This is a genomic window from Spirillospora sp. CA-108201, assembly GCF_050936235.1.
GTDB lineage: Bacteria > Actinomycetota > Actinomycetes > Streptosporangiales > Streptosporangiaceae > Spirillospora.
Map to the genome: position 1 here is coordinate 2161591 of NZ_JBNJNE010000001.1, position 25338 is coordinate 2186928.

Annotated in this window: 22 protein-coding genes and 1 pseudogene; 9 read left to right on the top strand and 14 right to left on the bottom strand. The window is 74.2% G+C overall.

The genetic code is table 11. The annotated features are described in order from the left end of the window. Positions 1 to 306: 306 nt before the first annotated feature. A pseudogene (locus tag ACQEU6_RS10635) lies at positions 307 to 1029 on the bottom strand (extracellular solute-binding protein); the annotation flags it as partial. Positions 1030 to 1273: 244 nt separating this feature from the next. Here ACQEU6_RS10635 and ACQEU6_RS10640 point away from each other — a divergent pair. Beyond that, positions 1274 to 2329 carry a LacI family DNA-binding transcriptional regulator gene (locus ACQEU6_RS10640; RefSeq protein ID WP_499331091.1) on the top strand — a complete coding sequence of 352 codons (1056 nt, stop codon included), beginning with the start codon at positions 1274 to 1276 and terminating at the stop codon, positions 2327 to 2329. Continuing rightward, positions 2326 to 4647 (top strand): beta-glucosidase, encoded by a 2322-nt coding sequence (locus ACQEU6_RS10645; protein WP_499331092.1) that lies wholly within the window; start codon positions 2326 to 2328, stop codon positions 4645 to 4647. The genes ACQEU6_RS10640 and ACQEU6_RS10645 overlap by 4 nt, the downstream gene beginning before the upstream one ends. A 9-nt stretch (positions 4648 to 4656) precedes the next feature. Here ACQEU6_RS10645 and ACQEU6_RS10650 read toward each other — a convergent pair whose 3' ends face one another. Both ACQEU6_RS10650 and ACQEU6_RS10655 read right to left on the bottom strand, forming a co-directional pair. Then, positions 4657 to 4926 (bottom strand): hypothetical protein, encoded by a 270-nt coding sequence (locus ACQEU6_RS10650; RefSeq protein ID WP_499331094.1) that lies wholly within the window; start codon positions 4924 to 4926, stop codon positions 4657 to 4659. Then, on the bottom strand, positions 4872 to 5861 hold the full coding sequence (locus ACQEU6_RS10655; protein ID WP_499331095.1) for an ROK family transcriptional regulator: 990 nt from the start codon (positions 5859 to 5861) through the stop codon (positions 4872 to 4874). Before ACQEU6_RS10655 ends, ACQEU6_RS10650 begins: the two co-directional genes overlap by 55 nt. 91 nt (positions 5862 to 5952) lie before the next feature. On the opposite strand from ACQEU6_RS10655, the gene xylB reads away from it, so the two are divergent. Next, positions 5953 to 7335 (top strand): xylulokinase, encoded by a 1383-nt coding sequence (gene xylB / locus ACQEU6_RS10660; protein WP_499331096.1) that lies wholly within the window; start codon positions 5953 to 5955, stop codon positions 7333 to 7335. A 9-nt stretch (positions 7336 to 7344) separates the two neighbouring features. Then, positions 7345 to 8505 (top strand): xylose isomerase, encoded by a 1161-nt coding sequence (gene xylA / locus ACQEU6_RS10665; protein ID WP_499331098.1) that lies wholly within the window; start codon positions 7345 to 7347, stop codon positions 8503 to 8505. Positions 8506 to 8647: 142 nt separating this feature from the next. Here the strand turns inward: xylA and ACQEU6_RS10670 are convergent, their stop codons facing one another. Genes ACQEU6_RS10670 through ACQEU6_RS10685 form a run of 4 tightly spaced genes read right to left on the bottom strand, consistent with a single transcriptional unit; the run spans position 8648 to position 12115 of the window. Then, positions 8648 to 9853, bottom strand: a complete 1206-nt coding sequence (locus ACQEU6_RS10670) for an ABC transporter permease (RefSeq protein ID WP_499331100.1) — start codon at positions 9851 to 9853, stop codon at positions 8648 to 8650. After that, entirely contained in the window at positions 9850 to 10536 is a 687-nt protein-coding gene (locus tag ACQEU6_RS10675; RefSeq protein ID WP_499331101.1) for an ABC transporter ATP-binding protein, read from the bottom strand. The genes ACQEU6_RS10670 and ACQEU6_RS10675 overlap by 4 nt, the downstream gene beginning before the upstream one ends. Further along, positions 10533 to 11576 (bottom strand): peptidoglycan-binding protein, encoded by a 1044-nt coding sequence (locus tag ACQEU6_RS10680; RefSeq protein WP_499331103.1) that lies wholly within the window; start codon positions 11574 to 11576, stop codon positions 10533 to 10535. Before ACQEU6_RS10680 ends, ACQEU6_RS10675 begins: the two co-directional genes overlap by 4 nt. Continuing rightward, positions 11576 to 12115, bottom strand: coding sequence for a hypothetical protein (locus ACQEU6_RS10685; RefSeq protein ID WP_499331105.1), 540 nt, complete (start codon positions 12113 to 12115; stop codon positions 11576 to 11578). Before ACQEU6_RS10685 ends, ACQEU6_RS10680 begins: the two co-directional genes overlap by 1 nt. Before the next feature lie 179 nt (positions 12116 to 12294). On the opposite strand from ACQEU6_RS10685, the gene ACQEU6_RS10690 reads away from it, so the two are divergent. Together ACQEU6_RS10690 and ACQEU6_RS10695 are read left to right on the top strand one after the other, a co-directional pair. Beyond that, positions 12295 to 12951 (top strand): response regulator transcription factor, encoded by a 657-nt coding sequence (locus ACQEU6_RS10690; RefSeq protein ID WP_499331107.1) that lies wholly within the window; start codon positions 12295 to 12297, stop codon positions 12949 to 12951. Further along, a complete protein-coding gene (locus ACQEU6_RS10695; RefSeq protein ID WP_499331109.1) occupies positions 12948 to 14213 on the top strand; it encodes a sensor histidine kinase in 1266 nt (421 codons plus the stop codon). The genes ACQEU6_RS10690 and ACQEU6_RS10695 overlap by 4 nt, the downstream gene beginning before the upstream one ends. Here ACQEU6_RS10695 and ACQEU6_RS10700 read toward each other — a convergent pair. Together ACQEU6_RS10700 and ACQEU6_RS10705 are read right to left on the bottom strand one after the other, a co-directional pair. After that, entirely contained in the window at positions 14196 to 15266 is a 1071-nt protein-coding gene (locus tag ACQEU6_RS10700) for an ABC-2 transporter permease (protein ID WP_499331110.1), read from the bottom strand. The two genes, ACQEU6_RS10695 and ACQEU6_RS10700, sit on opposite strands and share 18 nt — an antisense overlap. A 48-nt stretch (positions 15267 to 15314) precedes the next feature. Further along, on the bottom strand, positions 15315 to 16268 hold the full coding sequence (locus tag ACQEU6_RS10705) for an anti-sigma factor RsbA family regulatory protein (protein ID WP_499331111.1): 954 nt from the start codon (positions 16266 to 16268) through the stop codon (positions 15315 to 15317). A gap of 230 nt (positions 16269 to 16498) precedes the next feature. On the opposite strand from ACQEU6_RS10705, the gene ACQEU6_RS10710 reads away from it, so the two are divergent. Then, positions 16499 to 17005: a mycothiol transferase gene (locus ACQEU6_RS10710; protein ID WP_499331112.1), complete on the top strand. Its 507-nt coding sequence runs from the start codon at positions 16499 to 16501 to the stop codon at positions 17003 to 17005. On the opposite strand, the gene ACQEU6_RS10715 is transcribed toward ACQEU6_RS10710, so the two are convergent. The 5 genes from ACQEU6_RS10715 to ACQEU6_RS10735 form a co-directional block, all read right to left on the bottom strand. After that, the gene (locus ACQEU6_RS10715; RefSeq protein WP_499331114.1) at positions 16995 to 18311 is read right to left on the bottom strand and encodes a glycosyltransferase family 4 protein; all 1317 of its coding nucleotides are present in this window, start codon (positions 18309 to 18311) and stop codon (positions 16995 to 16997) included. The genes ACQEU6_RS10710 and ACQEU6_RS10715 overlap by 11 nt on opposite strands. A gap of 60 nt (positions 18312 to 18371) precedes the next feature. Then, entirely contained in the window at positions 18372 to 19565 is a 1194-nt protein-coding gene (locus ACQEU6_RS10720; protein WP_499331116.1) for a L,D-transpeptidase, read from the bottom strand. A gap of 192 nt (positions 19566 to 19757) precedes the next feature. Next, entirely contained in the window at positions 19758 to 20900 is a 1143-nt protein-coding gene (locus tag ACQEU6_RS10725) for a L,D-transpeptidase (protein ID WP_499340125.1), read from the bottom strand. Positions 20901 to 21074: 174 nt separating this feature from the next. Then, entirely contained in the window at positions 21075 to 21860 is a 786-nt protein-coding gene (locus tag ACQEU6_RS10730) for a VC0807 family protein (protein ID WP_499331119.1), read from the bottom strand. Positions 21861 to 22073: 213 nt separating this feature from the next. Continuing rightward, a complete protein-coding gene (locus ACQEU6_RS10735) occupies positions 22074 to 23000 on the bottom strand; it encodes a LysR family transcriptional regulator (RefSeq protein WP_499331120.1) in 927 nt (308 codons plus the stop codon). Positions 23001 to 23145: 145 nt separating this feature from the next. Between ACQEU6_RS10735 and ACQEU6_RS10740 the strand changes: the two genes are divergently transcribed. Both ACQEU6_RS10740 and ACQEU6_RS10745 read left to right on the top strand, forming a co-directional pair. Next, positions 23146 to 24480 (top strand): pyridoxal phosphate-dependent aminotransferase, encoded by a 1335-nt coding sequence (locus ACQEU6_RS10740; RefSeq protein WP_499331122.1) that lies wholly within the window; start codon positions 23146 to 23148, stop codon positions 24478 to 24480. 282 nt (positions 24481 to 24762) lie between these two features. Next, complete coding sequence (locus ACQEU6_RS10745) at positions 24763 to 25335, top strand: hypothetical protein (protein ID WP_499331123.1); 573 nt, start codon at positions 24763 to 24765, stop codon at positions 25333 to 25335. Positions 25336 to 25338 lie beyond the last annotated feature (3 nt).

Sequence of the window (25338 nt, forward strand, 5' to 3'; positions counted from 1 at the left end):
GTTCAGCAGGACGGCCGTGCCGAGCGCGATCGGCAACTGGACGGCGACCGACAGCACGACCAGGACCAGGCCGCGCCAGAGGTCGCCGCGGAAGACGGCGTCGCCCGCCAGCTTCCGGTAGTCGTCCAGGCCGGCGAAGTCCTCGGGCCGGCCGAAGCCGCCCCAGGTGAACAAGCTCGTGTAGAACGCGACGAAGATCGGGATCCCCGCGCCCATGGTGGCGGCCTGGCCTCCAGGCGCGTCATAGCCGGCGTTCTGGAAGCCGCTCTGGAAGGGCTGGAGGTCGACCAGTTCCTTGAGGTGCTGCCCGGCCTGGACGAACGCCGGGGCGGTGAAGTCGTCGGACTTGGCGGCCTGCTCCATGGCGGGCATGCCGCCGACGCGCATCGCCAGGTAGGCCCAGTAGTAGTGGCCGGGCCACTTGTCCTTGCCGCCCAGCGCGACGGGAGTGACGCCGGCGCCCTTGAGCTTGCGGACGGCGTCCAGGAACTCCGCCCAGGTCTTCGGGGTGTCCTTGATCCCGGCCTTGGCGAAGTGCCGCTTGTTGTACCAGAAGCCCACCATGCTCATGTCGTACGGGATGGCGTAGGTCTTGCCGTCGAACCGGTACGCCTTCTGCGACACCGGCGTGATGGTGCCGAGCAGGCTCGCCCCGTCGGAGGTGAGGTCCTTCACCAGCCCCGCGTCGATCTGCTGCTTGAGCACGCCGCCGCCCCAGGTCACGAAGACGTCCGGCAGCTTCCCGGAGGCGACCAGCGCCGTCATCTTCGACTTGTAGGCCTCGTTCTCCAGGTTGGTGAGCTTGATCCTGACGTTCGGGTGCGCGGCCTCGTAGGCCTTGGCGATCTGCGGAGAGAGCGACTTGGACGGCTCGGTGGTCGCGATGTCCATCCACTCGACGGTCACCCCGCCCCCCGATCCGGAGCCGCCGTCGCCGCAGGCGGCGAGCACGGGCGCGGCGGCGGCCAGCACGGCGCCCGCGGAGACTGCGGTGAGGAGGGAGCGGCGCGACAGCGGTGGGGTGCCCATGATGGCCTCCTGGATCCGGGGGGTGCGCTCGGCCGGGAGCGGCGGGACGAGACCGCTCGTTCGAAACTTTTCGAAATTCTTCGGGCTTGCCGTTGCCGTGGAACTCTAAGAAAGGGCCCCCGCACGGTCAAGGCTTCGGCCGTGAGAGACCTGAATGAAACGCTGGAGAAGTCCGAAGCCAGGCTAGGAGACCGCGAAACATTGCGATACTGTTCGCAATCGTTTCCTCGGGGAGGAGAGAAGCGTGCCCGTGCGCACCACCGACGAGATCCCGGACCCGCCGTCCCGGCCGACCCTGGCACTGATCGCGTCCGAGGCCGGGGTGTCCCCCGCCACGGTCTCCAAGGTCCTCAACGGCCGCACCGACGTGGCCGCCGCGACCCGCGAGCGCGTGGAGGCGCTGCTGCGCACCCACAACTACCCCGGCCCCGGCGGGTCCCGGCGCGCCCGCAGGTCCGGCCTGATCGACCTGGTCCTGGCCGGGCTGGACAGCCCGTGGGCGGTGGAGATCCTGCGCGGGGTCGAGGCCGAGTGCGCCGAGCACGGCACCGGCGTGGTCGTCTCGCTGGTGCGCGACGACGACGCCCGCCCGCCGAGCTGGCAGAACCTGCCCGCGCTGCACCACAGCGACGGGGTCATCCTGGTCACGTCCCGGATGACGCGGCGCCAGCGCGAGCAGCTGGAGCGGGCCGGCGTCGGGCTCGTCCTGGTCGACCCGGTCAACCTGCCCGACGCCGAGATCGCCAGCGTCGGCGCCACGAACTGGGCGGGCGGGCTGGCCGCCACCGAGCACCTGATCGGGCTCGGCCACCGCCGCGTCGCGATGATCGGCGGTCCCGCCGACATGCTGTGCACGCAGGCCCGCGTGGACGGCTACCGGACCGCGCTGGAGCGCGCCGGGATCGAGGTCGACCGGGAGCTCGTCCGGTACGGCGACTTCCACCACCGGGGCGGGTACGCGCGCACCCGCGAGCTGCTGGCGCTGCCCGAGCCGCCCACCGCGATCTTCGCGGGCAGCGACGAGCAGGCCATGGGCGCCTACGAGGCGGCGCGGCTCGCCGGGCTGCGCATCCCCGAGGACCTGAGCGTCGTCGGCTTCGACGACCTGCCCACCTGCGAGTGGCTGTCGCCGCCGCTGACGACCGTCCGGCAGCCGCTGGAGGAGATGGGCCGCGTCGCGGCCCGCACCCTGCTCCAGCTGCTGGACGGCCGGCCGCCGCTCACCCCGCGCGTGGAGCTGGCCACCGACCTGCGCGTGCGCGCCTCCACCGCGCCACCGCCCGCCGGGGAGGAGCGATGACCGAAGCCGTCCCGGCCCCGAGCGCGACCCGCGGGCCCTGGCAGGACCGCGGGCTGCCGGTCGCCGAGCGGGTCGCCGATCTGCTGGCCCGGATGACGCCCGAGGAGAAGGCGGGGCAGCTCGCCGGCTTCTGGGCGGTGCCGGCCGGGCCGGGCGAGCCCGTGGCGCCGATGGAGGACGACTCACGCGAGGCCGCTCCGCGCCTGGAGGAGATCCTCGACCGCGGCCTCGGCCAGCTCACCCGCGCGTTCGGCACCGTGCCGGTCGCGGCGGCCGAAGGCGCCGCCCGCCTCCGCGAGCTCCAGGGCCGCGTCGCCGCGGGGAACCGGTTCGGCATCCCGGCGATCGCGCACGAGGAGTGCCTCAACGGCTTCATGACGTGGGGCGCCACCGTGTTCCCCAGCCCGCCCGCGTGGGGCGCCGCCTTCGACCCCGAACTGGTCGGCGAGATGGCCGCCGCGATCGGGGCGAGCATGCGGGCGGCGGGAGTCCACCAGGGCCTCGCGCCGGTACTGGACGTCGTCCGCGACGCCCGCTGGGGCCGCACGGAGGAGTGCGTCGGGGAGGACCCCTATCTCGTCGGGGTCCTCGGCACGGCCTACGTGCGGGCCCTGGAACGATCCGGCATCGTCACCACGCTCAAGCACTTCGCGGGCTACTCCGCCTCCCGGGCCGGCCGGAACATGGCGCCGGCGCCGATCGGCCCGCGCGAGTTCGCCGACGTCGTCCTGGAGCCGTTCGTGATGGCGCTGCGCGACGGCGGCGCCCGCTCGGTCATGCACTCCTACACCGACGTGGACGGGATGCCCGCCGCGGCCGACGAGCGCCTGCTGACCGGGCTGCTGCGCGAGGAGCTCGGCTTCGCGGGCGTCGTCGTCGCCGACTACTTCGGCATCTCGTTCCTGGAGAGCCGGCACCGGGTGGCCGGGTCGCGCGGCGAGGCCGCCGCGCTGGCGCTGCGCGCCGGGATCGACATGGAGCTGCCGACCGTCCGCTGCTACGGCGAGCCGCTGACCGAGATGGTCCGGCGGGGCGCCGTGCCCGAGGAGCTGCTCGACCGCGCCGCCGGCCGCGTGCTGGCGCTGAAGGCCCGGCTCGGCCTGCTGGACGGCGCGCCGGCCGGGGGCACGGGTGCGGAGCTGGAGTTCGATCCGCCGGAGCACCGGGAGCTGGCGCGCCGGCTGGCCGAGGAGTCGGTCGTCCTGCTGGCGAACGGCGGCGTGCTGCCGCTGCGCTCCGGCGACGGCGTGGTGCTGGCGGGGCCTCTGGCGGACGACCCGTTCGCGATGCTGGGCTGCTCCACGTTCCCGAGCCATGTGGGCCGCCGGCATCCGGAGATGCCGCTCGGCGTGCCGATCCGGACGCTGGCGGACGCGCTGCGCTCCGAGCTGCCCGGCGTGCGGGTCGCGGCATCGCACGACGTGTCCGTCGCCGAGGACTCCGACATCGAGGCCGCCGTCGCGGCGGCGCGCGGGGCCGAGGTGTGCGTCCTCGCCCTCGGCGACCGGGCCGGGCTCTTCGGCCGCGGCACGTCCGGCGAGGGCTGCGACGCCGAGACGCTCGCGCTGCCGGGCCGGCAGGCCGAGCTGGCCGCGGCCGTCCTGGACACCGGGACGCCCACGGTCGTCGTGATGCTGACCGGGCGCCCGTACGCGATCGAGGCCCTCGCCGACCGCGCCGCCGCCGTCGTGCAGGCGTTCTTCCCCGGCGAGGAGGGCGGCGGGGCCGTCGCGGGAGTCCTGTCGGGCCGGGTCGAGCCGTCCGGGCGGATGCCGATCAGCGTGCCGCGCCGCGCGTCCGGCCCGCCGGTCACCTACCTGCGGTCGCTGATGGACGGCGGGCACCACTGGAGCGCGGTCGACCCCGTCCCCCTCTACCCGTTCGGCCACGGGCTGACCTGGACGTCGTTCGAGTACGCGGACCTGCGCCTGGACGAGCGGGCGGCGACCGACGGGACCGTGGCGGTCAGCGCCGTCGTCCGCAACACCGGGGCGCGGGCCGGGACCGAGGTGGCGCAGCTGTACCTGTCCGACCCGGTCGCCTCGGTGGTGCGCCCCGCGCGCTGGCTCGCCGGATGGGCCAGGGTCCGGCTGGAGCCGGGCGAGGCGGCGCGGGTCGGTTTCCGGGTGCACGCCGACCGGACCTCGTTCACCGGCCCGGACCTGCGGCGCATCGTCGAACCCGGAGTCGTCGAGGTCTCCGTGGGGCGGTCGAGCGCCGATCTGCCGCTGCGCGGCTCGTTCACGCTCGACGGCCCCGTCCGCGAACTCGGCCCGGACCGGATCCTCACCGTCCCGGTGGAGGTCACGCCGCTGTGACCGCCCGCTCTAGAGGAGCAGCGCGGGGTCGGCGATCACGCGTTCCACGACGAGGCCCGCGGCGCCGAGGACCGCGGCCCCCTCCGCCAGGCCGGAGATCTCGACCGGCGGCACGCCGCGCCGCAGCGAGCCCGGCCCCTCCGCGAGGACGCCCTCCAGCGGGGGGCGGATCCAGGCGGCCAGCGGGGAGAACACCCCGCCGAGCACGATGGTGTCCGGGTCGATCAGGTTGACGGCCGAGGCCAGCGCGCCGCCGAGCGCCCGGCCCGCCCGGGCCACCGCGTCCAGCGCCGCCGCGTCGCCGGCGCCCAGCCGGTCGACCAGCCTGCCGACCGACCCCCGGGCCCCGCGGCGGGCCGCGTCACCGGCAGGCCCGCCGCGCGCAGCATCGCCTCCTGGCCGGCGATCTGCTCCAGGCAGCCGCGCCCGCCGCAGGAGCAGGCGGGGCCGGACGGGTCGGCGACCAGATGCCCGAGTTCGCCCGCGAAGCCGTGCGCGCCGCGGAACACCCGCCCGTCCACGACGATCCCGGCGCCGATCCCGACCTCCCCCGAGACGTGCACGAAGTCGCCGAACCGGGCGCCGTCGCCGAACCACAGCTCACCGAGGGCCGCGAGGTTGGCCTCGTTGTCGTACTCGGCGGGCAGCGCCGCCGCGAGTCCCGGAGCCCCGGTGACGGGGACGTCCGTCCAGCCGAGGTTCGGGGCGTGCCGCACCACCCCGTTCTCGCGGTCGAGCAGGCCGGGCAGGGCGACCGCGGCGCCGGCGACGGTCAGGCCCTGCCCGGAGGCGGCGGCGACCGCCTCGCCCGCGAGCGCGGACAGCGCCGCGAGCACGGCGCCGGGCTCGCGCCCGCGGTTGTCGGAGCTGACGACGTGCCGGTAGCGGACCTGCTTGACGAGGTCGAGGACGCAGGCGGCGAGGTAGTCGACGTTGACCTCCAGGCCGAGCCCGGCGGCGCCGTCTCCGTGGACCGACACGCCCACCCCGGGCCGCCCGCGCTCCCCCTCGTGCACCGGCGCGCCGTCCCGCACCAGGCCCGCGCCCTCCAGCAGGGAGACGAGATTGGACACCGTCGTCTTGGTGAAGCCGGTGAGCTCGGCCAGGCGCGCGCGGGTCACGGGCTGGTGGCGGGCCACGTGCTCCAGGACGACGGCGAGGTTCCGCTCGCGCATCGTCGCGTGCCGGACGGGGGCGTTCGCGGACTTCGTCATGGATGAACCCTAAATGAATCACGTGGATAGGCAGGGCAGAGGCCCTCTGCTAGGTTAATTAGTCCAAGCTCTTTACGAAAGGCGGGACCGGATGCCCGAGCGCCTGGTCGCGGGCGTCGACTCCTCGACCCAGTCGACGAAGGCCGTGCTGTGCAGGGCCGCGGACGGCGCCGTGGTCGCGGCGGCCTCCGCCCCGCATCCGGACGGCGCCGAATGCCACCCGGACCACTGGTGGAACACGCTGAGCCAGGTCCGGGGCCTCCTCGAACGCGCCGACGCGGTGGCCGTCGCCGCGCAGCAGCACGGCATGGTCGCGCTCGACGGCGCGGGCGTGCCCGTCCGGCCCGCCCTGCTGTGGAACGACACGCGCTCGGCTCCGCAGGCGCGCGCCCTCGTCGAGGAGCTCGGCGGCGCGAAGGCCTGGGCGGATCGGACCGGCAGCGTGCCGCTGGCGTCGTTCACGGTGACCAAGCTGCGCTGGATGGCCGAGCACGAGCCCGACCGCGCGCGCCGCACCGAGCAGGTCATGCTCCCGCACGACTGGCTGACGCTGCGGCTCGGCGCGTCCGAGCCGGTGACCGACCGGGGCGACGCGTCCGGCACCGGCTACTGGTCCCCCGCGACCGGCGCGTACCTGCCGGAGGTGCTGCGCGCGGCTCTCGGCCACGACGCCGCGACGCCCCGCGTCGCGGCACCCGGCGAGCGCGTCGGCGAGACGGCCTGGGGGGCGGCGCTCGGTCCCGGCACCGGCGACAACATGGGCGCCGCGCTCGGACTCGGGCTGGAACCCGGCGACGTCGTCGTGTCGATCGGCACCTCCGGCACGGCGTTCGCGGTCGCCGGGGAGCCCGCGGCCGACGCCTCCGGGCTGGTCGCGGGGTTCGCCGACGCCACCGGCCGGTTCCTGCCCCTCGTCTGCACGCTGAACGCCGCGCGGATCCTGTCGGCCGCCGCCGCGATGACCGGCGCCCCGCTGGACGAGCTGTCCGCGCTGGCCCTCGCCGCCGAGCCCGGCGCGGGCGGCCTGACGCTGCTCCCCTACCTCGACGGCGAGCGCACCCCCGACCGGCCGGACGCCAGCGGCGTGCTCGCGGGGCTCACCACGTCCAACGCGACGCGGGAGAACCTCGCGCGGGCCGCCGTGGAGGCGCTGCTGTGCTCGCTCGCCGACGCCGTCGACCATCTCGCCGCGCAGGGCGTCCGGCCGCGCCGCGTCCTGCTGATCGGGGGCGGCGCCCGCGCCGGAGCCGTCCGCGCCCTCGCACCCGCGATCTTCGGGACGCCGGTGACCGTCCCCGAGCCCGCCGAGTACGTCGCGCTCGGCGCCGCCCGCCAGGCGGCCTGGGCCCTGGCCGGGACGCCGGAACCGCCCGCCTGGCCGGCGCCGCCCGCGACCGAGCACACCGCCGGCCGCACCGACGCCGGGGTCCGCGCGCGCTACGCGGCGCTGCGCGACGCCGCCCCGCAGATCTGAGGAGGAACCATGAGCGACTACACGCCCGCACCCGAGGACCGCTTCTCGTTCGGCGTCTGGACGGTCGGCTGGCAGGGCGTCGACGTGTTCGGCCCCGGCACCCGCCCGCCGATGGCCGCCGACCGCGCCGTCCGCGAGCTGGCCGAGATCGGCGCCTACGGCGTGAACTTCCACGACAACGACGTCTTCGACTTCGCCGCCGCGCCCGCCGAGCGGCAGGGCGCGATCGACGCGTTCCGCAAGGCCCTGGACGAGACGGGCCTCGTCGTCACCACCGCCACCACGAACCTGTTCGGGCACCCGGTCTTCAAGGACGGCGCCTTCACCGCCAACGACCGCGACGTCCGCCGGTTCGCGCTGCGCAAGGTCATGGACAACCTGGACCTGGCCGCCGAACTGGGCGCCCGCACCTACGTGTGCTGGGGCGGGCGGGAGGGCGCGGAGTCGGGCGCCGCCAAGGACGTCCGAGCCGCGCTGGACCGGTACAAGGAGGCGTTCGACGTCCTCGGCGCCTACGTCGCCGACCAGGGCTACGACCTGCGCTTCGCGATCGAGCCGAAGCCGAACGAGCCGCGCGGCGACATCCTGCTGCCCACGATCGGCCACGCCCTCGCGTTCATCCAGACCCTGGAGCGCCCCGACACCGTCGGCCTGAACCCCGAGGTCGGGCACGAGGAGATGGCCGGGCTGAACTACGCGCACGGCCTTGCGCAGGCGCTGTGGCAGGGCAAGCTGTTCCACATCGACCTCAACGGGCAGCACGGCCCCCGCTACGACCAGGACCTGCGTTTCGGCGCCGGCAACGCGCGCGGCGCGTTCTGGGTCGTCGACCTGATCGACCAGAGCGACTACGACGGCCCGGTCCACTTCGACTTCAAGCCGCCGCGCACCGAGGACGACCAGGGCGTGTGGGAGTCGGCCGCCGCGTGCATGCGCAACTGGCTCATCCTGCGAGCGAAGGTCCGCGCGTTCCGCGCCGATCCCGACGTCCAGGCCGCTCTGCGCGAGGCCAAGCTGGAAGAGCTCGCGCAGCCCACCCTGGCGGACGGCGAGGACTGGCGCTCCGTCCGCGACGCCACGGTCGACGCCGACGCCCTCGGCGCCCGCCGTACCGCCTTCGAACACCTCGACCAGCTCGCCCTGGAACACCTCTACGGCGTGCGGAGCTAGAGGTGTCTGTACCTCTCAGGGGGCGACCCCCTGGAACCCCCGTTGCGGGTCGGGCGGCCTCCTGGCGCTAGAGCGCCTTCCAGCCGCCCGACCCGTGCCGTGGTGCGGGCTCCTGTCTGCTCACTGAGCCTCGCCCCTGGGTTCAGGGGGTCGCCAGGGCCTCGGTGGGGGCCAGGCGGGCTGCTCGCAGGGCGGGGTACAGGCCCGCGACGCCGCCGATGAGGAGGGTGGCGACGATGCCGCCGGCCATCGCCCACACCGGGACGACGGTCGGCCAGCCCTGGGTCATGGCGAAGACGGCGGTGACCACGATGCCCGCGGCGACGCCGCCGACGCCGCCCAGCACGGCCAGCAGTTGCGACTCGGCGAGGAACTGGAGCCGGATCTGGCCCCGCGTCGCGCCGAGGCTGCGGCGCAGGCCGATCTCGGCGCGGCGCTCCAGCACGGAGATCACCATCGTGTTCGCGACGCCGACGCCGCCGACCAGCAGCGCGACGCCGCCGAGGCCGAGGAGCAGCCCGGTGAACGCCCGGTCGCCCGCCTGCTGCGCGGCCAGCGCGTCCGAGGGGCGGCTGACCTCGACCTCGTTCGGCGCCTGCGGGTTCGCGGTCGCGGCGAGCAGGTCCCGCACCTTCGCCACCGCGTCCTTGCGGGCCCGGGTGTAGACGGTGGTCGGATGGCCGTCGAAACCGAGGCTTGACGCGGCGGCGTCCCAGCCGACGAGCGCCGCCGAGTCCAGCTCCGGAGCCAGCTGGTTCGGCTCCAGGACGCCGACGACGGTGAACCACTGCGAGCCGAGCCACACCTGCGCGTTCGGCGTCGCGACGCCGAGCCGGTCGGCGGCCGCCGACCCGAGCACGACGGCCGGGTACTTCGCCGTCCCCCCGTTGAGCCAGGTGCCGGCGGCCATGGTGAGGCCGACGGTCCGCGGCAGGTCGAGGCGCGCCGCCAGGACGCTGATGCCGCCGCTCTCCCCCTCCGGGATGTGGTCGTTGCGGTAGACGGCGGTGTCCTCCAGCTTCGCCGTCGCCGACGCCGACCGCACGTCCGGCATCCGCGCCACCATGCCGACGGACTCCTCCGGGAGCTCGGCGTCCCCGCCGAACAGGTCCCGGCCGGGGCCGACCGTGAGCAGGTTGGTGCCGAGCCGGTCGAGGGTGGCCTGCAACTGCGCGCGGCTGGACGTCGAGATGCCGACCACGCCGATCATCGCGGCGATGCCGATCGCGATGCCGAGGGCCGACAGGAAGACCCGCATCGGACGGGACCGCAGTCCGGCGGCGCCGACGCGCAGCACGTCGCCGGGGCCGAGCCTCGCCGGGGCGTCCCCGGAGGTGCTCCCGTTCACGGCGCCCCCACCCGCGCGTCGTCGTGCACGATCCGCCCGTCGCGCATCCGCACCTGCCGGGGCAGCAGCGCGGCGATGTCCCGGTCGTGCGTGATCAGGACGACGGTCGTGCCGCCGCCGGCCAGCTCGCGCAGCAGGTCCAGGACGCCCGCGCCCGACGCCGAGTCCAGCGCGCCGGTCGGCTCGTCCGCCAGCAGCAGCGCCGGCTCCCCCACCACGGCGCGGGCGATCGCGACCCGCTGCCGCTCGCCGCCCGACAGCTGGTGCGGCCGGTGGTCGAGGCGGTGCCCGAGCCCGACGCGCTCCAGCGCGCGGCGGGCCCTGCGGCGCCGCTGCGGCAGCGGCACGCCCCCGTACAGGAGCCCGTCGGCGACGTTGTCGAGCGCGCTCACGCCCGCGGCGAGGTGGAACTGCTGGAACACGAAGCCGATCCGCCGGGCGCGCAGCGCGGACAGGCGCCGGTCCGCGAGCCTCGACACGTCCCCGCCCTCGACGAGGACGGTGCCGGCGCTCGGCCGGTCGAGGGTGCCGAGCAGGTGCAGCATCGTCGACTTCCCCGATCCGGACGGCCCGACGATCGCCACGAGCTCGCGCTCCTCGACGGTCAGCGACACCCCGTCCAGCGCGGTGACCCCGCCGGGGTAGGTCTTGGTGACCTCCCTGAGCTCCACGACCGGGCTCATGACGGCACCCCGACCTTCATGCCCTCCGCGAGGCCCGCCCCCGAGACCTCGACGCGGCCTTCGGTGAACACGCCCGTCTCCACCGGCACCGTGCGGACCCGCCCGTCCTGGACCACCTGGACGGCGTAGCCGCCGTCCCCCTGGGCGAGCAGCGCGCCGATCGGCACGGCGAGGACGTCGGGATGCCGGTTCGCGGTGAGGTGCACCTCGACGGGCGCCTTGTCGTAGGAGCCGAGCTTCGCGCGGCCGGCGACCGCGATCTCGACCTCCACGGTGGTCGGCTGGTCCTGCGCACCCTCCTTGGCGACCTTCCCGACCGCGGAGATCCGCCCGGTGACGGCGTCGCCGGACGGCAGCCCGATCTCCACTTCCGCGCCCTTCCTCGCGAGCCGCTGGTACTCGACGTCCAGGTCGACGGACACGACCCGGGTCGTGCCGGTGTAGGTGAGGACGGGCCCTCCGACGCGGTCCCCGACGTTCGCCTTGCGCTCGGCGACCCGGATCCGCCCGGACGCGACGACGGCCGCGCCGGGGGCGACCCGGCCGGTCTCGTCGACGCCGAGTGCGTCCTGCCAGCGCCGCACGGCCGCGGCGGTGGCGGCGTCGTAGGTCCTGTCGACGGTGAACCCCGTGTAGCCGAGGGCCCGCAGGTTCCGCTCGAACTGCAGGACGTCCGAGCCCTTCGTCCCCGGGGCGAGCGTCCTGTACAGCGGCAGCCTGCCGTACAGCAGCGGTACCGGCCTGTCGTCGACCCTGTACACCGCCCTGCCCCGGGAGACGACCGCCCCGGGCCCCGCCAGCCACGTGAGGGTGCCGTGCCCGGCCCCGGCGACGGTGCGGGTCCCGCCGTAGCCGAGCGTGCCGTCCACGTCCTGCGTCTCGGTGAGCGTGGTGCGCTCGACCGCCGCCGTCGCGGGCGGCAGGGCGCTGCGCGCGGCGGCGGGACCGCCGCCGCCGCCGAGCCCGACCGTCGCGAGCCCCGCGCCGCCGGCCACGACGGCCCCGGCCGCGCCGAGGACGACGGTGCGCTTCCCGGCCACTAGTCGCCGCCCCGGGTCGTCCCCATGAAGCCCCCGCCGCCGGGCGAGAGCTTGGCACAGGCCTTCTGGGCGCTCTTGAACGTCTGGCTCTCCGGGTCCAGCCCCGTTCCCTTCCCCGCCCTGATCTTCATGGCGCCGTCCGGCTCGGGGTCGGGGAACGCGCTGACGCCCTTGTCGCGCATGCACTTGGCGAACGCGCGCATCTTCGCCAGTTCCTCGGGCTTGGGCTTGGGCGGCTTCCCGCCGTTCGGCATCAGGTGGGCGCACTTCTTCTGCGCCGCCTGGACGCCGGCGTCGTCCCCCGGGCCTCCCTTGCCCGCTTCGCCCGGCTTGGCGGACGCGCGGATCTCGATCCGGCCGTTCTTCGGGTCGGGCATGTCCACCCCGTTGGCGCGCATGCACTTGGCGAAGTCGCGCATCTTCTGGTCGTCGCTCGCGGCCTTGGCGGTGCTGTCCCCGCCGTCCCCGCCCCCGCAGCCCTGCGCCCCGAGGGCGAGGGCGGGGACGAGTGCCAGCACGGCGAGCGTGCGTCGTCGCATCGGTCGGTCTCCTCGTCGTCTCCGCCGGCCGGTGCGCCGGCGGCGATGACGAGTCCAGCCCGCGACCGGTAACCCCGGCGTAACCGGATCGCGTTATGCCGGCGTTACGCCCCGTCCCCCAAGCTGGGGCCGACGAGGCGCGCCTGGGGCGCGCCCCAGGGACGGCGGGAGTTGCGGACGTGCGGGTACTGGTCGCCGAGGACGAGCGGATGCTCGCCGACTCGATCGCCGAGGGGCTGCGGGCCGAGGCCCTCGCCGTGGACGTGGTCTACGACGGGGACGCCGCGCTGGAGCGGCTCGGCGTGCACGACTACGACGTGCTCGTCCTGGACCGGGACCTGCCGGTCGTGCACGGCGACGACGTGTGCCGCGCGGTGGTGGAGTCCGGCGCGCTCGTGCGGGTGCTGATGCTCACCGCCGCCGTCACCGTCCCGGCCCGGGTCGACGGATTGCGCATCGGCGCCGACGACTACCTCACCAAGCCGTTCGCGTTCGAGGAGCTGGTGGCGCGGATCCTCGCGCTCGGCCGGCGGGCCCGCCCGGCGGCGCCGCCGGCGCTGGAGCGCGCCGGGATCCGGCTCGACCCGTCCCGCCAGGAGGTGTACCGCGACGGCCGGTACGTGCGCCTGGCGCGCAAGGAGTTCGGGCTGCTGGCCGAGCTGCTGCGCGCGGACGGGACGATCGTGTCCGCCGAGAGGCTGCTGGAGAAGGTGTGGGACGAGCACACCGACCCGTTCACCAACACCGTCCGGGTGACGCTGATGAAGCTGCGCCGCAGGCTCGGCGATCCCCCGGTCATCGAGACCGTCCCGGGAGTGGGGTACCGGATTCCATGAGCGCCGCGACGACCGCGAGGTTCGCCGACCGGCTGCGGCCGACGATCCGGCTCCGGCTGACGATCCTCTACACGGGCCTGTTCCTCGGCGCGGGCATCGTGCTGCTCGGCCTGACCTACCTCCTCGTGCAGAACAACCTGCAGCGTCAGGGGGGTCCCGCGGAGGACCGCGCCTTCACGGCCGTGGGACCCGCGGTGAAGAGCGCGGCGCCGATGCCCGAGGGGGCGACGGATCTCACCGTGCAGAGGGTGCAGGGCGCGCTGATCAAGGGGCGCGAGGACTACCAGCGGGAGACCCTCAACGCGCTGCTCACCCAGGGCGGGATCGCGCTCGGGCTGGTCGGCGCGGCCGGGCTCGGCTTCGGCTGGCTGCTCGCCGACCGGGCGCTGCGCCCCGTGCACGCCATCACCGAGACCGCGCGCCGCGTCGCGCGCAGCCACGACCTCACCGAGCGGATCGCCTACGAGGGCCCGCGCGACGACGTCAAGGAGCTGGCCGACACCTTCGACACCATGCTCGGCCGGCTGGCGCGGGCGTTCGACGGGCAGCGCCGGTTCGTCGCGAACGCCTCGCACGAGCTGCGCACCCCGCTCGCCATCAACCGGACGCTGGTCGACGTGGCGGTGCGGCGCCCGGACGCCACCGACGACGTCAAGCGGCTCGGCGAGTCGCTGCTGGTCGTCAACGGCAGGCACGAGCGGCTCATCGACGGGCTGCTCACCCTCGCCGGAACCGAGAACGTCGCGGTGGACGCCGGGCCGCTCGACCTGGCGGACGTCGCGGGGCACGTCCTGCGGCAGGCCGCCCCCGAGGCGCGGACCCGCGGCCTGACCGCGGACCGCCGGCTCGGCCCGGCCCCCACCTCCGGCGATCCGGTGCTGGTGGAGCGGCTCGTGCAGAACCTGGTGGAGAACGCGATCCGGCACAACCGCGACGGCGGCGAGGTGCACGTCGCCACCCGGGACCGGGACGGCTGGGCCGAGCTCACCGTCGCCAACACCGGGCCTGTCGTCCCCGCCTACGAGGTCGAGACGATCTTCGAGCCGTTCCGGCGGCTCGGCAACGACCGGGTGCGCTCCGACCGCGGCTCGGGCCTCGGGCTGTCGATCGTCCGGGCGACCGCGACGGCCCACGACGGCACGGTGACCGCGGTGCCGCGCCCGGAGGGCGGCCTCCTCGTGACCGTCCGCCTGCCGGGCCGGGACGGCGGCCCGCCGCGCGCCGCCACCGCCGCAGGGACGGCGTCAACCGCTCCCGGCTGAGGCGATCCCCTCGGCCGGAGCGGTCGTGTGCGGGCGCAGCGCGGACGCGGCGAGGGCGACGGCCGTCCCGGCGAGCGCCCAGCCGGCCAGCACCCACAGCGCGTGGCCCGTGGCGTTGCCGGAGAAGTAGACGGTGTTGCGGACGGCCGTCGTCGCCGCGCCCGTCGGCAGCCAGCCGCCGATCGCGCGCCAGAACGGCGGCAGCAGCGCGAGCGGGTAGGCGCCGCCGGCGCTGGGGTTCCCGAGCACGACGAACACCAGGATCGCCAGGCCGATCCCGACGAGCCCGAACAGCGTCTGGAGCGCGGCGGTGGCGGCCGCCGCGGCGAAGACCACGAGCGCCCCGATCCCCCACACCGGGAAGAAGTGGCCCGGCAGCGCGCCGAGGAGGGGACCGGCGACGAGCGCGCCGCCCAGCCCCGACACGACCGCGTACAGGGCGAGGGCGCCCAGCCGGATGACCGTGCGGCGCGCGTTCGCCGGGCGGGCGCCGCCCGCGACCGCGAGGATCGCGGCCGCCAGGTAGCCCCCCACGACCCAGCCGATGACGAGGTAGAAGGAGGACAGGCCCCGGCCGTCCTTGGGGCCGGGCGGCCGGATGTCGACGACCCGCACCTGCCGGCCCTGGGCGGTCTCCAGCCGGTGCGCGACGTCGGTGGCGGTGCCGGCGAGCGCCGGCCCGGCGGCGGAGGCGACCAGGAGCGTGTCGGCGCCGCCGCGCGGATCCACGATGATCGCCGCGTCGACGTCGCGGTGCAGGATGTCCCGGCGGGCCTGCTGCGCGCCGGGGGCGGCCCGGGCCTTCAGCGGCGCGCCCTCCAGCGCGTTCACCTGCGCGACGACCTGTCCCGCCACCGCGGGCGGCGCGACCACCGCGACGGGGATGCGGTGCGGGGTCGGCGAGTGGAACGCGCCGATGTAGGACAGGATGAACCCGAGCTGCAGCAGCAGGACCCCGGCGATCAGGGCGAACGCGCGCAGCGTCACCGCGTCGCGGAGTTCGGCCGCGAACCCGCGGTCGGGCGGCCCCCGGTCGGGCGAGCGAGTGCTCATCCCCGTCGCCTACCCAATCGGCGGCCCGCCAGCTGCGCGAACGCCGTTTCAGGCATCGGCGCCGCCTTCGGACTCCCGCAGGGTGGGGGTGTGCAGCCGGATCGTGGTGCCGCGCGGACCCGACCGCACGTCGAGGTGGTCGCAGATCTGCCGGGCGAGCCAGATGCCGTCGCCCGGCCGCGGGTCGAGCGTCGGCGGATGCAGCCCGATGAAGGGATCGAGGCACGCGGTGGCCGGCAGGTCGACGTCGCAGACGACCTCCCTGGGCCGGCCCCACAGCGCGACGCTCGGGCCGCGGCCCCCGGCGCCGGGCACGACGGTGAGCAGCTCGCCCACCGCCGCCGCGAAGATCATCAGGCGCTCGCCGGCCAGCCCGAGGAGCGCGGTCTCCAGCACGACGGTGTGCCGCATCCGGCCGAGGTCGCCGGTGAACCTCACGGTGACGGCGTCGTCCGGGCGGTCGGCCAGCGGCGCCGCCCGGCCGCGGACGAACGCGACCGGCTCGGTGTACCCGGGGCTCGCGGCGACGTCGGTGCCGTCCACCATGTGCGGGTGGGTGCGCAGCGCGTTGCTGACGATCTCCGTTTCGAGCGTGCGGGCGTCGTAGGGGCAGACCATGTGGATGCCGGTGCCGGCCAGGACCGCGTTGAGAGCGGAGTCCATGCACTCCCACGCCTCGACCTGCCGGGCCGACCGCCCCGCCCACACGGGCTCGGCGAGGATGCGGACGCGCGCGGCGCCGGGATGCCGGTGCCGGTAGCCGGTGAAGGCGGCGACGCGCTGCGGCGGACGGCGGCCGAAGAACGCGGACTCGGCGTAGTCGACGTTGCGGGCGTGCCGCCCGAGGGCCGTCTGCACCAGGCCGAGGTTGGCGGGCGTGGTGGTCACCAGCACCGGCTCCTCCCGCCGGAGCCCCTCGTCGATGAACGGGACCGCCATCCGTAAGAAGTCGTCGTCGCTGGAATAGACGCAGCCTTGGTGCACGAACATGGAGCCGTTCACCCCCGGTCCCCCTCTTCCGACGGCACCGGTGCGCGCCGTCCACGACGTGGCCGACGGGCGCCCCGGCCGGCGAAGGCGTGCCGCGGCGGATGACCCCCGATCGACTACGGCAAGGATCGTATCGATCACAATGAGTATCAAGCGGAACGCCGGAATCCCCCCGACGTCGTGTCCGGATGCCGGAGCCCCCGGGCCTGGAACCCCGACCGGAGCAAGGTAGCGTCGGAGCAATGACCAGTGCTGAACTGCTCACCGACGCGTTCGACCGGATCCGGCAGGTCGTCCACGGGGCGGTCGGGGGCCTCGACGGGCCGCGGCTCGCCCGCCGGCCCGCCGAGGGAGCCAACTCGATCGCGTGGCTCGTCTGGCACCTCACCCGGATCCAGGACGACCACGTCGCCGGTCTCGCCGGGACCGACCAGGTGTGGACGCGGGACGGCTGGGCCGACCGGTTCGCCCTTCCGTTCGACCCGGCCGACACCGGGTACGGCCACACCCCGGACGACGTCGCGGCCGTCCAGGTCGACTCGGCGGACCTGCTCACGGGCTACCACGACGCCGTCCACGCCGGGACCGTCCGGTACCTCTCCGGGCTCACCGACGCCGACCTGCCCCGGATCGTCGACCGGGCGTGGGATCCGCCGGTCACGCTGGCGGTCCGGCTGATCAGCGTGGTCTCCGACGACCTCCAGCACGCGGGCCAGGCCGCCTACGTGCGCGGACTGGTCACGGGCTGACCCCCGCCCGCCGGGACGGCGCCTGCGGCGGGGCGGCGGGGACGAGGTCGCGGATCAGGCGGGACCACCGGGGGCCGACGCGGTCCAGGTGATGGGCCCGCACGGACCGCAGGGCCGTGTCGCCCAGCCGGTCCCGCAGGCCGGGGTCCGCGATCACCGCGCGGAGCGCCGCGGTCAGGGCGTCCACGTCCCCGGCGGGGACGAGCAGCCCGTCGCGGCCGTGGGAGATCATCTCGGCCGGCCCGGTGGGGCAGTCGAACGCCACGACCGCCAGCCCCATGCCCATCGCCTCGATCACGACCATGGGCATGCCCTCGCGGCGCGACGACAGCGCGTAGACCGACGCCCGCTCCATCTCCGCGTGCAGGTCGCGGGTGCGCGGGCGCACCTCGGCCCGCCCGGCGAGGCCGAGGTCGTCGATCAGCGCGCGGAGCCGGTCGCGCCGGGGCCCGCCGCCGAAGACGCGCAGGGTCCAGCCGGGCCGCTCGGCGGCGATCGGCGCGAAGGCGCGCAGGAGCAGGTCGAAGCCCTTGGCGTGGACGAGTCTCCCGGCGGCGACGATGACCTCGTCCACGCGCCGGGACGGCCGGTCCGGCAGCGCGGGCGCGGCGTTCGGGATGCGGACGACGCGCGCGGCGGATCCCGCGAGCGCGGTCGCGTACTCGGCGCGGTCCGCCTCGGTGAGCGTGGTGACGGCGGCGAGCCGGCGGTAGGCGCGGACGATCTGCTCCCGGAGGGCGGGGCGGTAGGCCCCGAGGTGCATGTGGTCCTGCCCGATCGTCGCGACCCCGGCAGGCGCCAGCTCGGCCGCCAGCAGGTTGAGGGACGGCCTGGTCCCGATGAGCACGTCGGGCGGCGCGCGCCAGAACGCGCGCCGCAGCAGGCACACGTCCGTCCAGAGGCTCATGTGGCGGAACGACGCCTCGTCCGCCGGTGTCAGGAGGCTCGGCAGCCTGGCCAGGACGCGCGCCGCGTGCCCCCGGGGCGCCAGGCCGTCGTCGGCGTAGGTGACCGCGGCCCCGGCGGGGAGGGCGAAGAACGGCCTCCCGCTCCGCTTCAGCACGCTGACGATCTCGACGTCGTGGTCGCGGGCCAGGTGGCCGCACAGGTTCAGCACCGTGCGGATCGTCCCGCCGGTCCCGTGCGCGTTCTGCAGCAGCACGCGGACGCGGAGCCGGTCACCGGGCGGCGGGACGCGCCTTCGCCTCAGCGGGCGCAGCGCCCAGAGCGCCGTCCGGCGCAGGACGCGGTGCGCCCTGCGCCGGACGCGGCGCCGCAGTCGCAGCGGGTGCGCTGGCTCGTTCACCGGGTCCCCGATCGCCGACGGCCGTGTCCGGGCCGTTCCCGGGGCGGGGCCCGGTCATCGTCACCCGGTGGTCACGGTTCGGTTGAGGGCGCTGCCCTTCACCCACCGGTCCCACGACATCTGGTAGTAGCTCCAGCCGTTGAGCGGGTCCAGCTTCCGCTTGCTGCCGGTGATGATCACCGGGTCGCCGCGGTAGGACCACTGGTAGTACCAGCGGGCTGCGGCGGGCGGGGAGTTGAGGCAGCCGTGGCTGACGTTCTGGCGGCCCTGCGCCCAGGTGGTGGCGGCCATCGAGTGGATGTACTCGCCGCTGTTGGAGATCCGCACCGCGTGCGGGATGACCTCCTTGTAGCCGCCGTTCGCCTTGTCGTCGGGCTTGACCCCCATCCACTCCGACGTCATGATCGCCGGATTCTCCTTGCCCATGGTCAGGTGGATGCCGCTGGTGGTGAGGTAGGTGTCGACGCCGTTGACGACGCGGCCGCCGCGGCCGGCGCTGATCCCCCAGCTGCGGATCTTCTTGCCGTTCTTGGTGGCCACGAGCTTGTGCGTCTTGGTGCTGACCTTCACCATGTGCTCGTCGCCGATGCGGAAACCGCGGGTGACGTCCGACACGCCGTAGGTCCGCTTGCCCGACCTCACCCCCGCCAGCTTGGCGGTGAACGTCACCTGCTGGTTCGGCGCCCACCAGGTCCCGTTCTTCGTACGGAAGATCACCGTGGTGTCGTTCGTCCAGAACCAGGCGCCGGTGGCGGGCGTGGTCGACTTGACCTCGAGGGCGCTCTCGACGGCCTTCTTGTCGGCCACCGGGCGGTTGAAGGTCACCTGGATCGGCATGCCGACCCCGACCTTCTCGTTCTTGTTCGGGGTGATGTCGACGATGCTCAGCTCGCTCGCGGCCTTGAACGTGGCGAACGCGGCGTTGACAGTGGCCGTCTTCCCCTTGGGGCTCTTCGCGACCGCCGTGACCTGGTACTTGGCGCCGGGGCGCAGCGTGCGCGACTTCCAGCTGGTCTTGTCGGCGGCCATCGTGCCGTCCACGGGCTTGCCCCTGAGCGTGACCGCGACCTGTTCGAGCGTCCCTCCCGCGGCGGTGACGACGACGCCGTCCTCGGGCTTGGCCTTGGTGTTGCCGTTGCCCGGATTGATCGTCACCTGGGGGACGCTCGCGTCGCCCTTGTCCCCGACCGTGACGCCGGAGTCCTTCTCTCCCCCGCTGCAGGCCGTCGTGAAGAGGAGGACGACCCCCGCCATTCCCGCGCCAGCCCGAACCCCTGCGGAAATCCTCCGCTGCACCCTTGACCTCCAGAACCCGCCGTCTACCTGAGTGACATTAGCGACAAAAGTCGTCGATCATGCCATGTCCCGGGGTTTTTGCAGGTGCCCGAGATCAAAGCGTTGTAAGACGGAGGTTTCGTCGGTCTCCCCCCGCCCCCGGCAGCCGTCTCAGCGGAGCGCGCTGCCCTGCCGCCACTTGTCGAAGGACAGCTGCCAGACGCTCCAGCCGTTGTCCCACTCGACCTCCCGGTCGGTCCCGGTCAGGTCGATCACGTCACCGCGCTGCATCGTGTCGTAGAACCACTTGGCGTTGGCCGGGCTGACGTTCAGGCAGCCGTGGCTGACGTTCGCCGAGCCCTGCGAGCCGACCGACCAGGGCGCCGAGTGCACGTACTCGCCGCTGTTGGAGAAGCGGACCGCGTAGTTGACGACGGTCTTGTAGTAGCCCGCGTCCCCTTCCTTGCGTCCGGGGGACGTCATCGTGACCGGGTTGCCCTTCTCCATCAGCAGGTGGACGCCGCTGGTGGTGGTGAACTCCCGCGTCTCGCCGTTGCCGGCGCTGAACGGGACGGTGCGCAGCTTCTCGCCGTCCCGCGTCACCGTCATGCGGTGGTCGCCGATGTCGCCCTTGGTGATCTGCGCCGCGCCGATGCTGATGGCCGCCTTCGCGTCCTTGGCCCCGTAGACGCCGCCGCCCGCGTTCACCCCGGCGAGGTTCGCCTGGAAGCGGACCGTCTGGTGCGGCTGCCAGTACGTCTTCGTCCGGTAGATCACCTGGTCGGAGCCGACCCAGCGCCACGCGCCCTCGACGGGCTTCTCCGGGGTGACGCGCAGCGTCCGCTCCACGGCGGCCTTGTCGGCGACGGGCCGGTTGAACCGGACGAAGATCGGCATGCCGACGCCGACCTTCTCCCCGGTGAGGTTCGGCGTGACGTCCGTGATCGACAGCGTCTCGGCGGGCTTCAGCGTCGTGAACGAACTGGTGACCGTGCGGGCCTTGCCGCCGTCGCCGGCCTGGGCCGTGACCGTGTAGGACGTCCCGGGGGTCAGGGTGCGGGTGGACCGCCACGTCTTGCGGCCGTCCCCGTAGTCCCCGGAGATCGCGGCGCCGCCGCCCTGGACGGTGACGTTCCGCAGCTTCGCGCCGGAGGCCTTGACCTCGATCGTCCCGTCCGGCTTGACCTGGGCGGTCCCGTTCGCCGGCGTGATGGTCACGGCCGTGTCCGACCCGCCCGAGGCGAGCTTGCCCTCGCCCCCGATCGAGCAGCCGGTCACGAGCAGCGCCAGCGCTCCCGTCCCGCCGGCCACCACAGGTCCCAACCGACCCTTTGTCACCACTGACTCCCCCAACCTCAAACATTCACCCCGTGTAGGTGAAATCTATCTAAGGATGGAGACGTCTCGAATCACGCCCAGGTTCGGACATGAGCGAAGATTCGCTGGCCAGATGGGGGTCACAAGGGACAAAGGGGGCGAAGTGCCGGATCAGACGGCCGCGGGAGCGGCCGCCGGCGCGGGCTCGCGGTTGACGTGGCCGACCACGCGCTTGAAGCCCCAGACCGAGACCGCGATGCCGATCGCGCCCAGCCCCGCGACGATGCCGGTGCGGATCCACAGGTACATGCTGATCGACTCGTTGAAGAGCATCCAGAGGCTGACGGCCACGTTCGTGAGCAGCACCGCCGACCACAGCAGGGAGATGCGCAGGAAGAACTGCCGGACCCGGGCGTTCTTGTAGAACGCGTCGGGGATGGGCGCCATGTCCTTGGCGAGTTTCATCGCGAGCGGGCGCCGGAGCGGCACCGAGGCGAGGAACGCCATGCTGACGGCGAGCGTGCCGAGGGTGGGCTGGAGGAAGTAGACGACCGCGCTGTGCGTGGCGGCGGCGAGGACCGCGCGGACGGTGACCCCGACCGCGGCGAGCATCAGCATCCCCGACACCGGGTGCCCCCGCACGTACCGGTAGACGATCCCGCCGTACACCCAGGCGACGGCGGCGACGAGCGCGCCGTTCAGGCCGAGGAGCATGAGGGCGGCGTAGAAGACCGCGACGGGCGCGATGACGCCCTCGACGAAGCGCGGGAGCGCGTGCATCAGCAGCGCGGTCACCCGCGGCAGTTCGAAGACGTGGTGGCCGCCCGCGTGCTCCTCGCCGTCCTGCGGCTTCGGCGCCCGCACCAGGCCCAGCGGTTCTTCCGCGGTCATGTTCGCCGGTCGTTCCATCGAGCGCTGCGCTCCCCGATCGGTCTGCATGGTCTCGGATGTGCTCACGATTCGCCCCACCGTACGTGATGATCCGCGCGCGGCCGTCCTGTTTCGACGGATCTGTCCCCGCGCAGCCGTTTACCTGTTAGTTCGACCCCGTTACCCATGTAGTGCGAATCAAGGCCGGATGCGGCCAGGTTCGCCCCTGTCTTCCCGATTTGTTTCCGGGTTTCGGGCAGAGGTCACCGCGGACATCTTCCGGGTATCCCCAAAGCCTTTTCAGGACTCGGGCGTCGTGGGCTGGACCTCTTTCGCGGCCGCGTAGATCGCGCGGAGCGTGACCGCCACGGACGGCCTGCGCACGCTGGCGGTACGAGTCACGGCATAGACCTCCCGGGCCAGCGTGCATTCGGGAATGCGCCGGACCGCCACGCCCTGGTCGCCTGCGGCGAGCGCCAGCGCCGGCACCGCGGTGATTCCGATGCCGCGGGCCACGAGGCTCAGGATCGTGTGGAGGCCTTCGAACTCCCAGGGTACAGGCCGGGCGCCGCCGACCGTGTCCAGAAGCCGCTCGACCGCCTGCCGCGACGGCTCGCCGGCCGGGGCCGCCATCCACGGCTCCTCCCGCAGCTGCTGCAGGTCGACCGGCCGGTCCGGCCGGGCCATGGCGTGGGTCTCCGGGACGACCAGGACGAGGGGGTCGCGGCGCAGATGGAAGAACTCCAGCGCCGCGGGCGACTGGTCGGGGACCTTGCCCGTCCAGTCGTCGATCAGCGCGATGTCGACCTCGCCGTTCTGCACCTGGCGGATGCCGGTGCCGGGCGCGGTCTGCCGCAGCACGAAGGTGAGCCCGGGATGGTCGCCGAGGCTGTTCGCCAGCGCGGGGGCGAACGCGACGGCCGCGGTCGGGAACGCGGTGACCACGACCCGGCCCATGGGCGCGTCGGCCTGGGCGGACAGCTCCGCCTCGGCCGTCTCCACGAGGCCGAGGATCTCCTCGGCGCGCTCGGCGAGGCGGCGCCCGGCGTCGGTCAGCTCCGCGCTGCGGGCCGTCCGGTCCAGCAGCGGGACGCGGGCCTCGCGTTCGAGGGCGGCCAGTTGCTGGGAGACGGCCGACGACGTGTAGCCCAGGGCCGCGGCGGTGGCGGCGATGCTTCCCCGGCGGGCGAACTCGGCGAGCAGCCGCAGGCGGCGCAGCTCTAGCATAAGGCCACCTTACGGTCAGCATCGGTGAGACTCGCTTGTAATGATGCTAGATGCGGGCAAGAGTTAGGCGAACCCGGCCGGGTCGCAACACACGGGGATTCCACGATTACCCACCGTGAATCAGTCATGCCCTTTTGGAGTTCTCATGCCCCATAACCAGCCCTCAGGCGTCCGGCCGCTGTCGTTCGAGCCGCGCCCGGTCCCCCTGTCCGCCACGCTCGCGGTCAACGAAGCCCTGGCGCGCAAACGCAGGCGGGGCGAGCGCGTGCTCCCCCTCGGTTTCGGGGAGGCCGGGATACCGATACATCCCGCCCTGACCCGCGAGCTCGGCGCGGCCGCGGGCCGGGGCGGCTACGGCCCGGTCGCCGGGAGCGCCGCGCTGCGCGCCGCCGCGGCCGGCTACTGGGCCCGCCGCGGGCTGCCGACCGACCCGGCCACGGTCGTCGCCGGCCCCGGCAGCAAACCGCTGCTGTTCGCCCTGCTGACCGCGCTCGGCGGCGACGTCGTCGTGGCCGCGCCGAGCTGGGTGAGCTACGCGGCGCAGGCCTCGCTGGCGGGCCTGGACCCGATCCGGGTGGCGACCCCTCCGGGCGAGGGCGGCGTCCCGAGCCCGGCGCTGCTGGCGGACGCGGTGGTCCGGGCCCGTGCCCGGGGCCGCGACGTGCGGGCCGTCGTGGTGACGCTGCCCGACAACCCGACGGGGACCATCGCCTCGGAGGCCACCGTCCGGCGCCTGTGCGCGGTGGCGCGCGAGCAGGATCTGGTCGTCATCTCCGACGAGATCTACCGCGACCTGGTGCACGCGCCGGGAGGGACTGTGCCCAGCCCGGCCCGGTACGCGCCCGAGCGGACCGTCGTCACGACCGCGCTGAGCAAGAGCCTGGCGGCCGGCGGCTGGCGGATCGGGGTGGCGCGGCTGCCGGAGGGGCCGTTCGGCCGGGCGCTGCGCGACAGCCTGCTCGGAGTGGCCAGCGAGATCTGGACCAGCGCCCCGGCCCCGATGCAGCACGCCGCCGCGTTCGCGTTCGCCGAGCCCCCCGAGCTGGTCGAGCACGTCGACCGCAGCAGGCGCCTGCACGCCGCCGTCGCGGGCGCGGTCGCCGACCGGTTCGCCGCGGCCGGCGCGCGGGTCGTGCGTCCAGAAGCGGCCTTCTACCTCTATCCCGACTTCGACCCGCTGCGGGAGGAACTGGAGGCCGGACACGGCATCCGCACGGGCGCCGACCTCACGCACCTCCTCCTGGAGCGCTACGGAGTGGGCGTCCTCCCCGGCAGCTCCTTCGGGGACGCCGCCACGGCGCTGCGCATGCGGGTGGCGCCGAGCCTGCTCTACGGAGAGGACGACGAGCAGCGCCTCGCGGCGCTGGCCTCCCCCGCCCCGGCCTCCCTGCCGTGGATCGCGGGAGCCCTGGACCGGCTGAGCGAGGTCCTCGCCGACCTGTCGGCGAGCGTCACGGTGGGTGAGCCGGCGCTCGTCTGAGGGGGGGACGCGGTCCGCGGGCCGCCCGGTCGCCGGGCGGTCCGCGGACCGCTGCGTGAACCGCCGGGCGCGCACCGTCACAGCGCCGCGACCAGCCGGGAAAAGGATCTGCGCCCGGCCCGACCGGCGCGTATAAGCGTGGTGTAAGGTCCAACGACGCACGGGGCGAACGTCGCGAATCGACCAGTGGCAGGCCATCGGGGGTCCTGTCCGCTCCGCCCGTGGTAAACCCAGGACGAGCGCGAAGTCACGCGATGATGGAAGAAGGCGAGGGGGCCCGCCATGAGGCATGCACGGGACGGGGCTGCCGCGGCGATGAGCGCCGCTTCCAGGATTCTGGTCGCGCGGGGCAAGAACGAGCCCCAGGAGATGGAGAACCCCGACGTCGCCTGGGGGCAGCGCGCCCGTGAGGGAGTGTGGGTGCCGACCAGGGACGGGCAGCGGATCCATCTCGGCATCGACGTCGCGGCGTCCGACACCGTCGCCCAGGTGCTGCGCCCGAGCCTGCGGGTGTTCGTCGGCGTGGACGTCGACACCGACATCGTCGCGCAGACGACGGCCGGCGGGGTGCGCCTGCTCACGGTGATCCACGGCCCCGACGCGCCCACGGAGTTCCGGTTCGCCGTCTCCCTGGCCGACGGGCTCGCGCTGGAGTCGATGCCGTCCGGCGGCTACGACGTCGTGCACCTGCGGTACGGCGCCACGGTGGGGCGGCTGTACAACCCGTGGGCGAGCGACTCGATGTTCCGCCAGGTGAAGGCGGACTACACGCTGGACGGCTCGGTGGTCACGATGCGCATCCAGCACACCGACGCCTACTACCCCGTCGTCGCCGACCCCCACTACGAGCGCTGACGC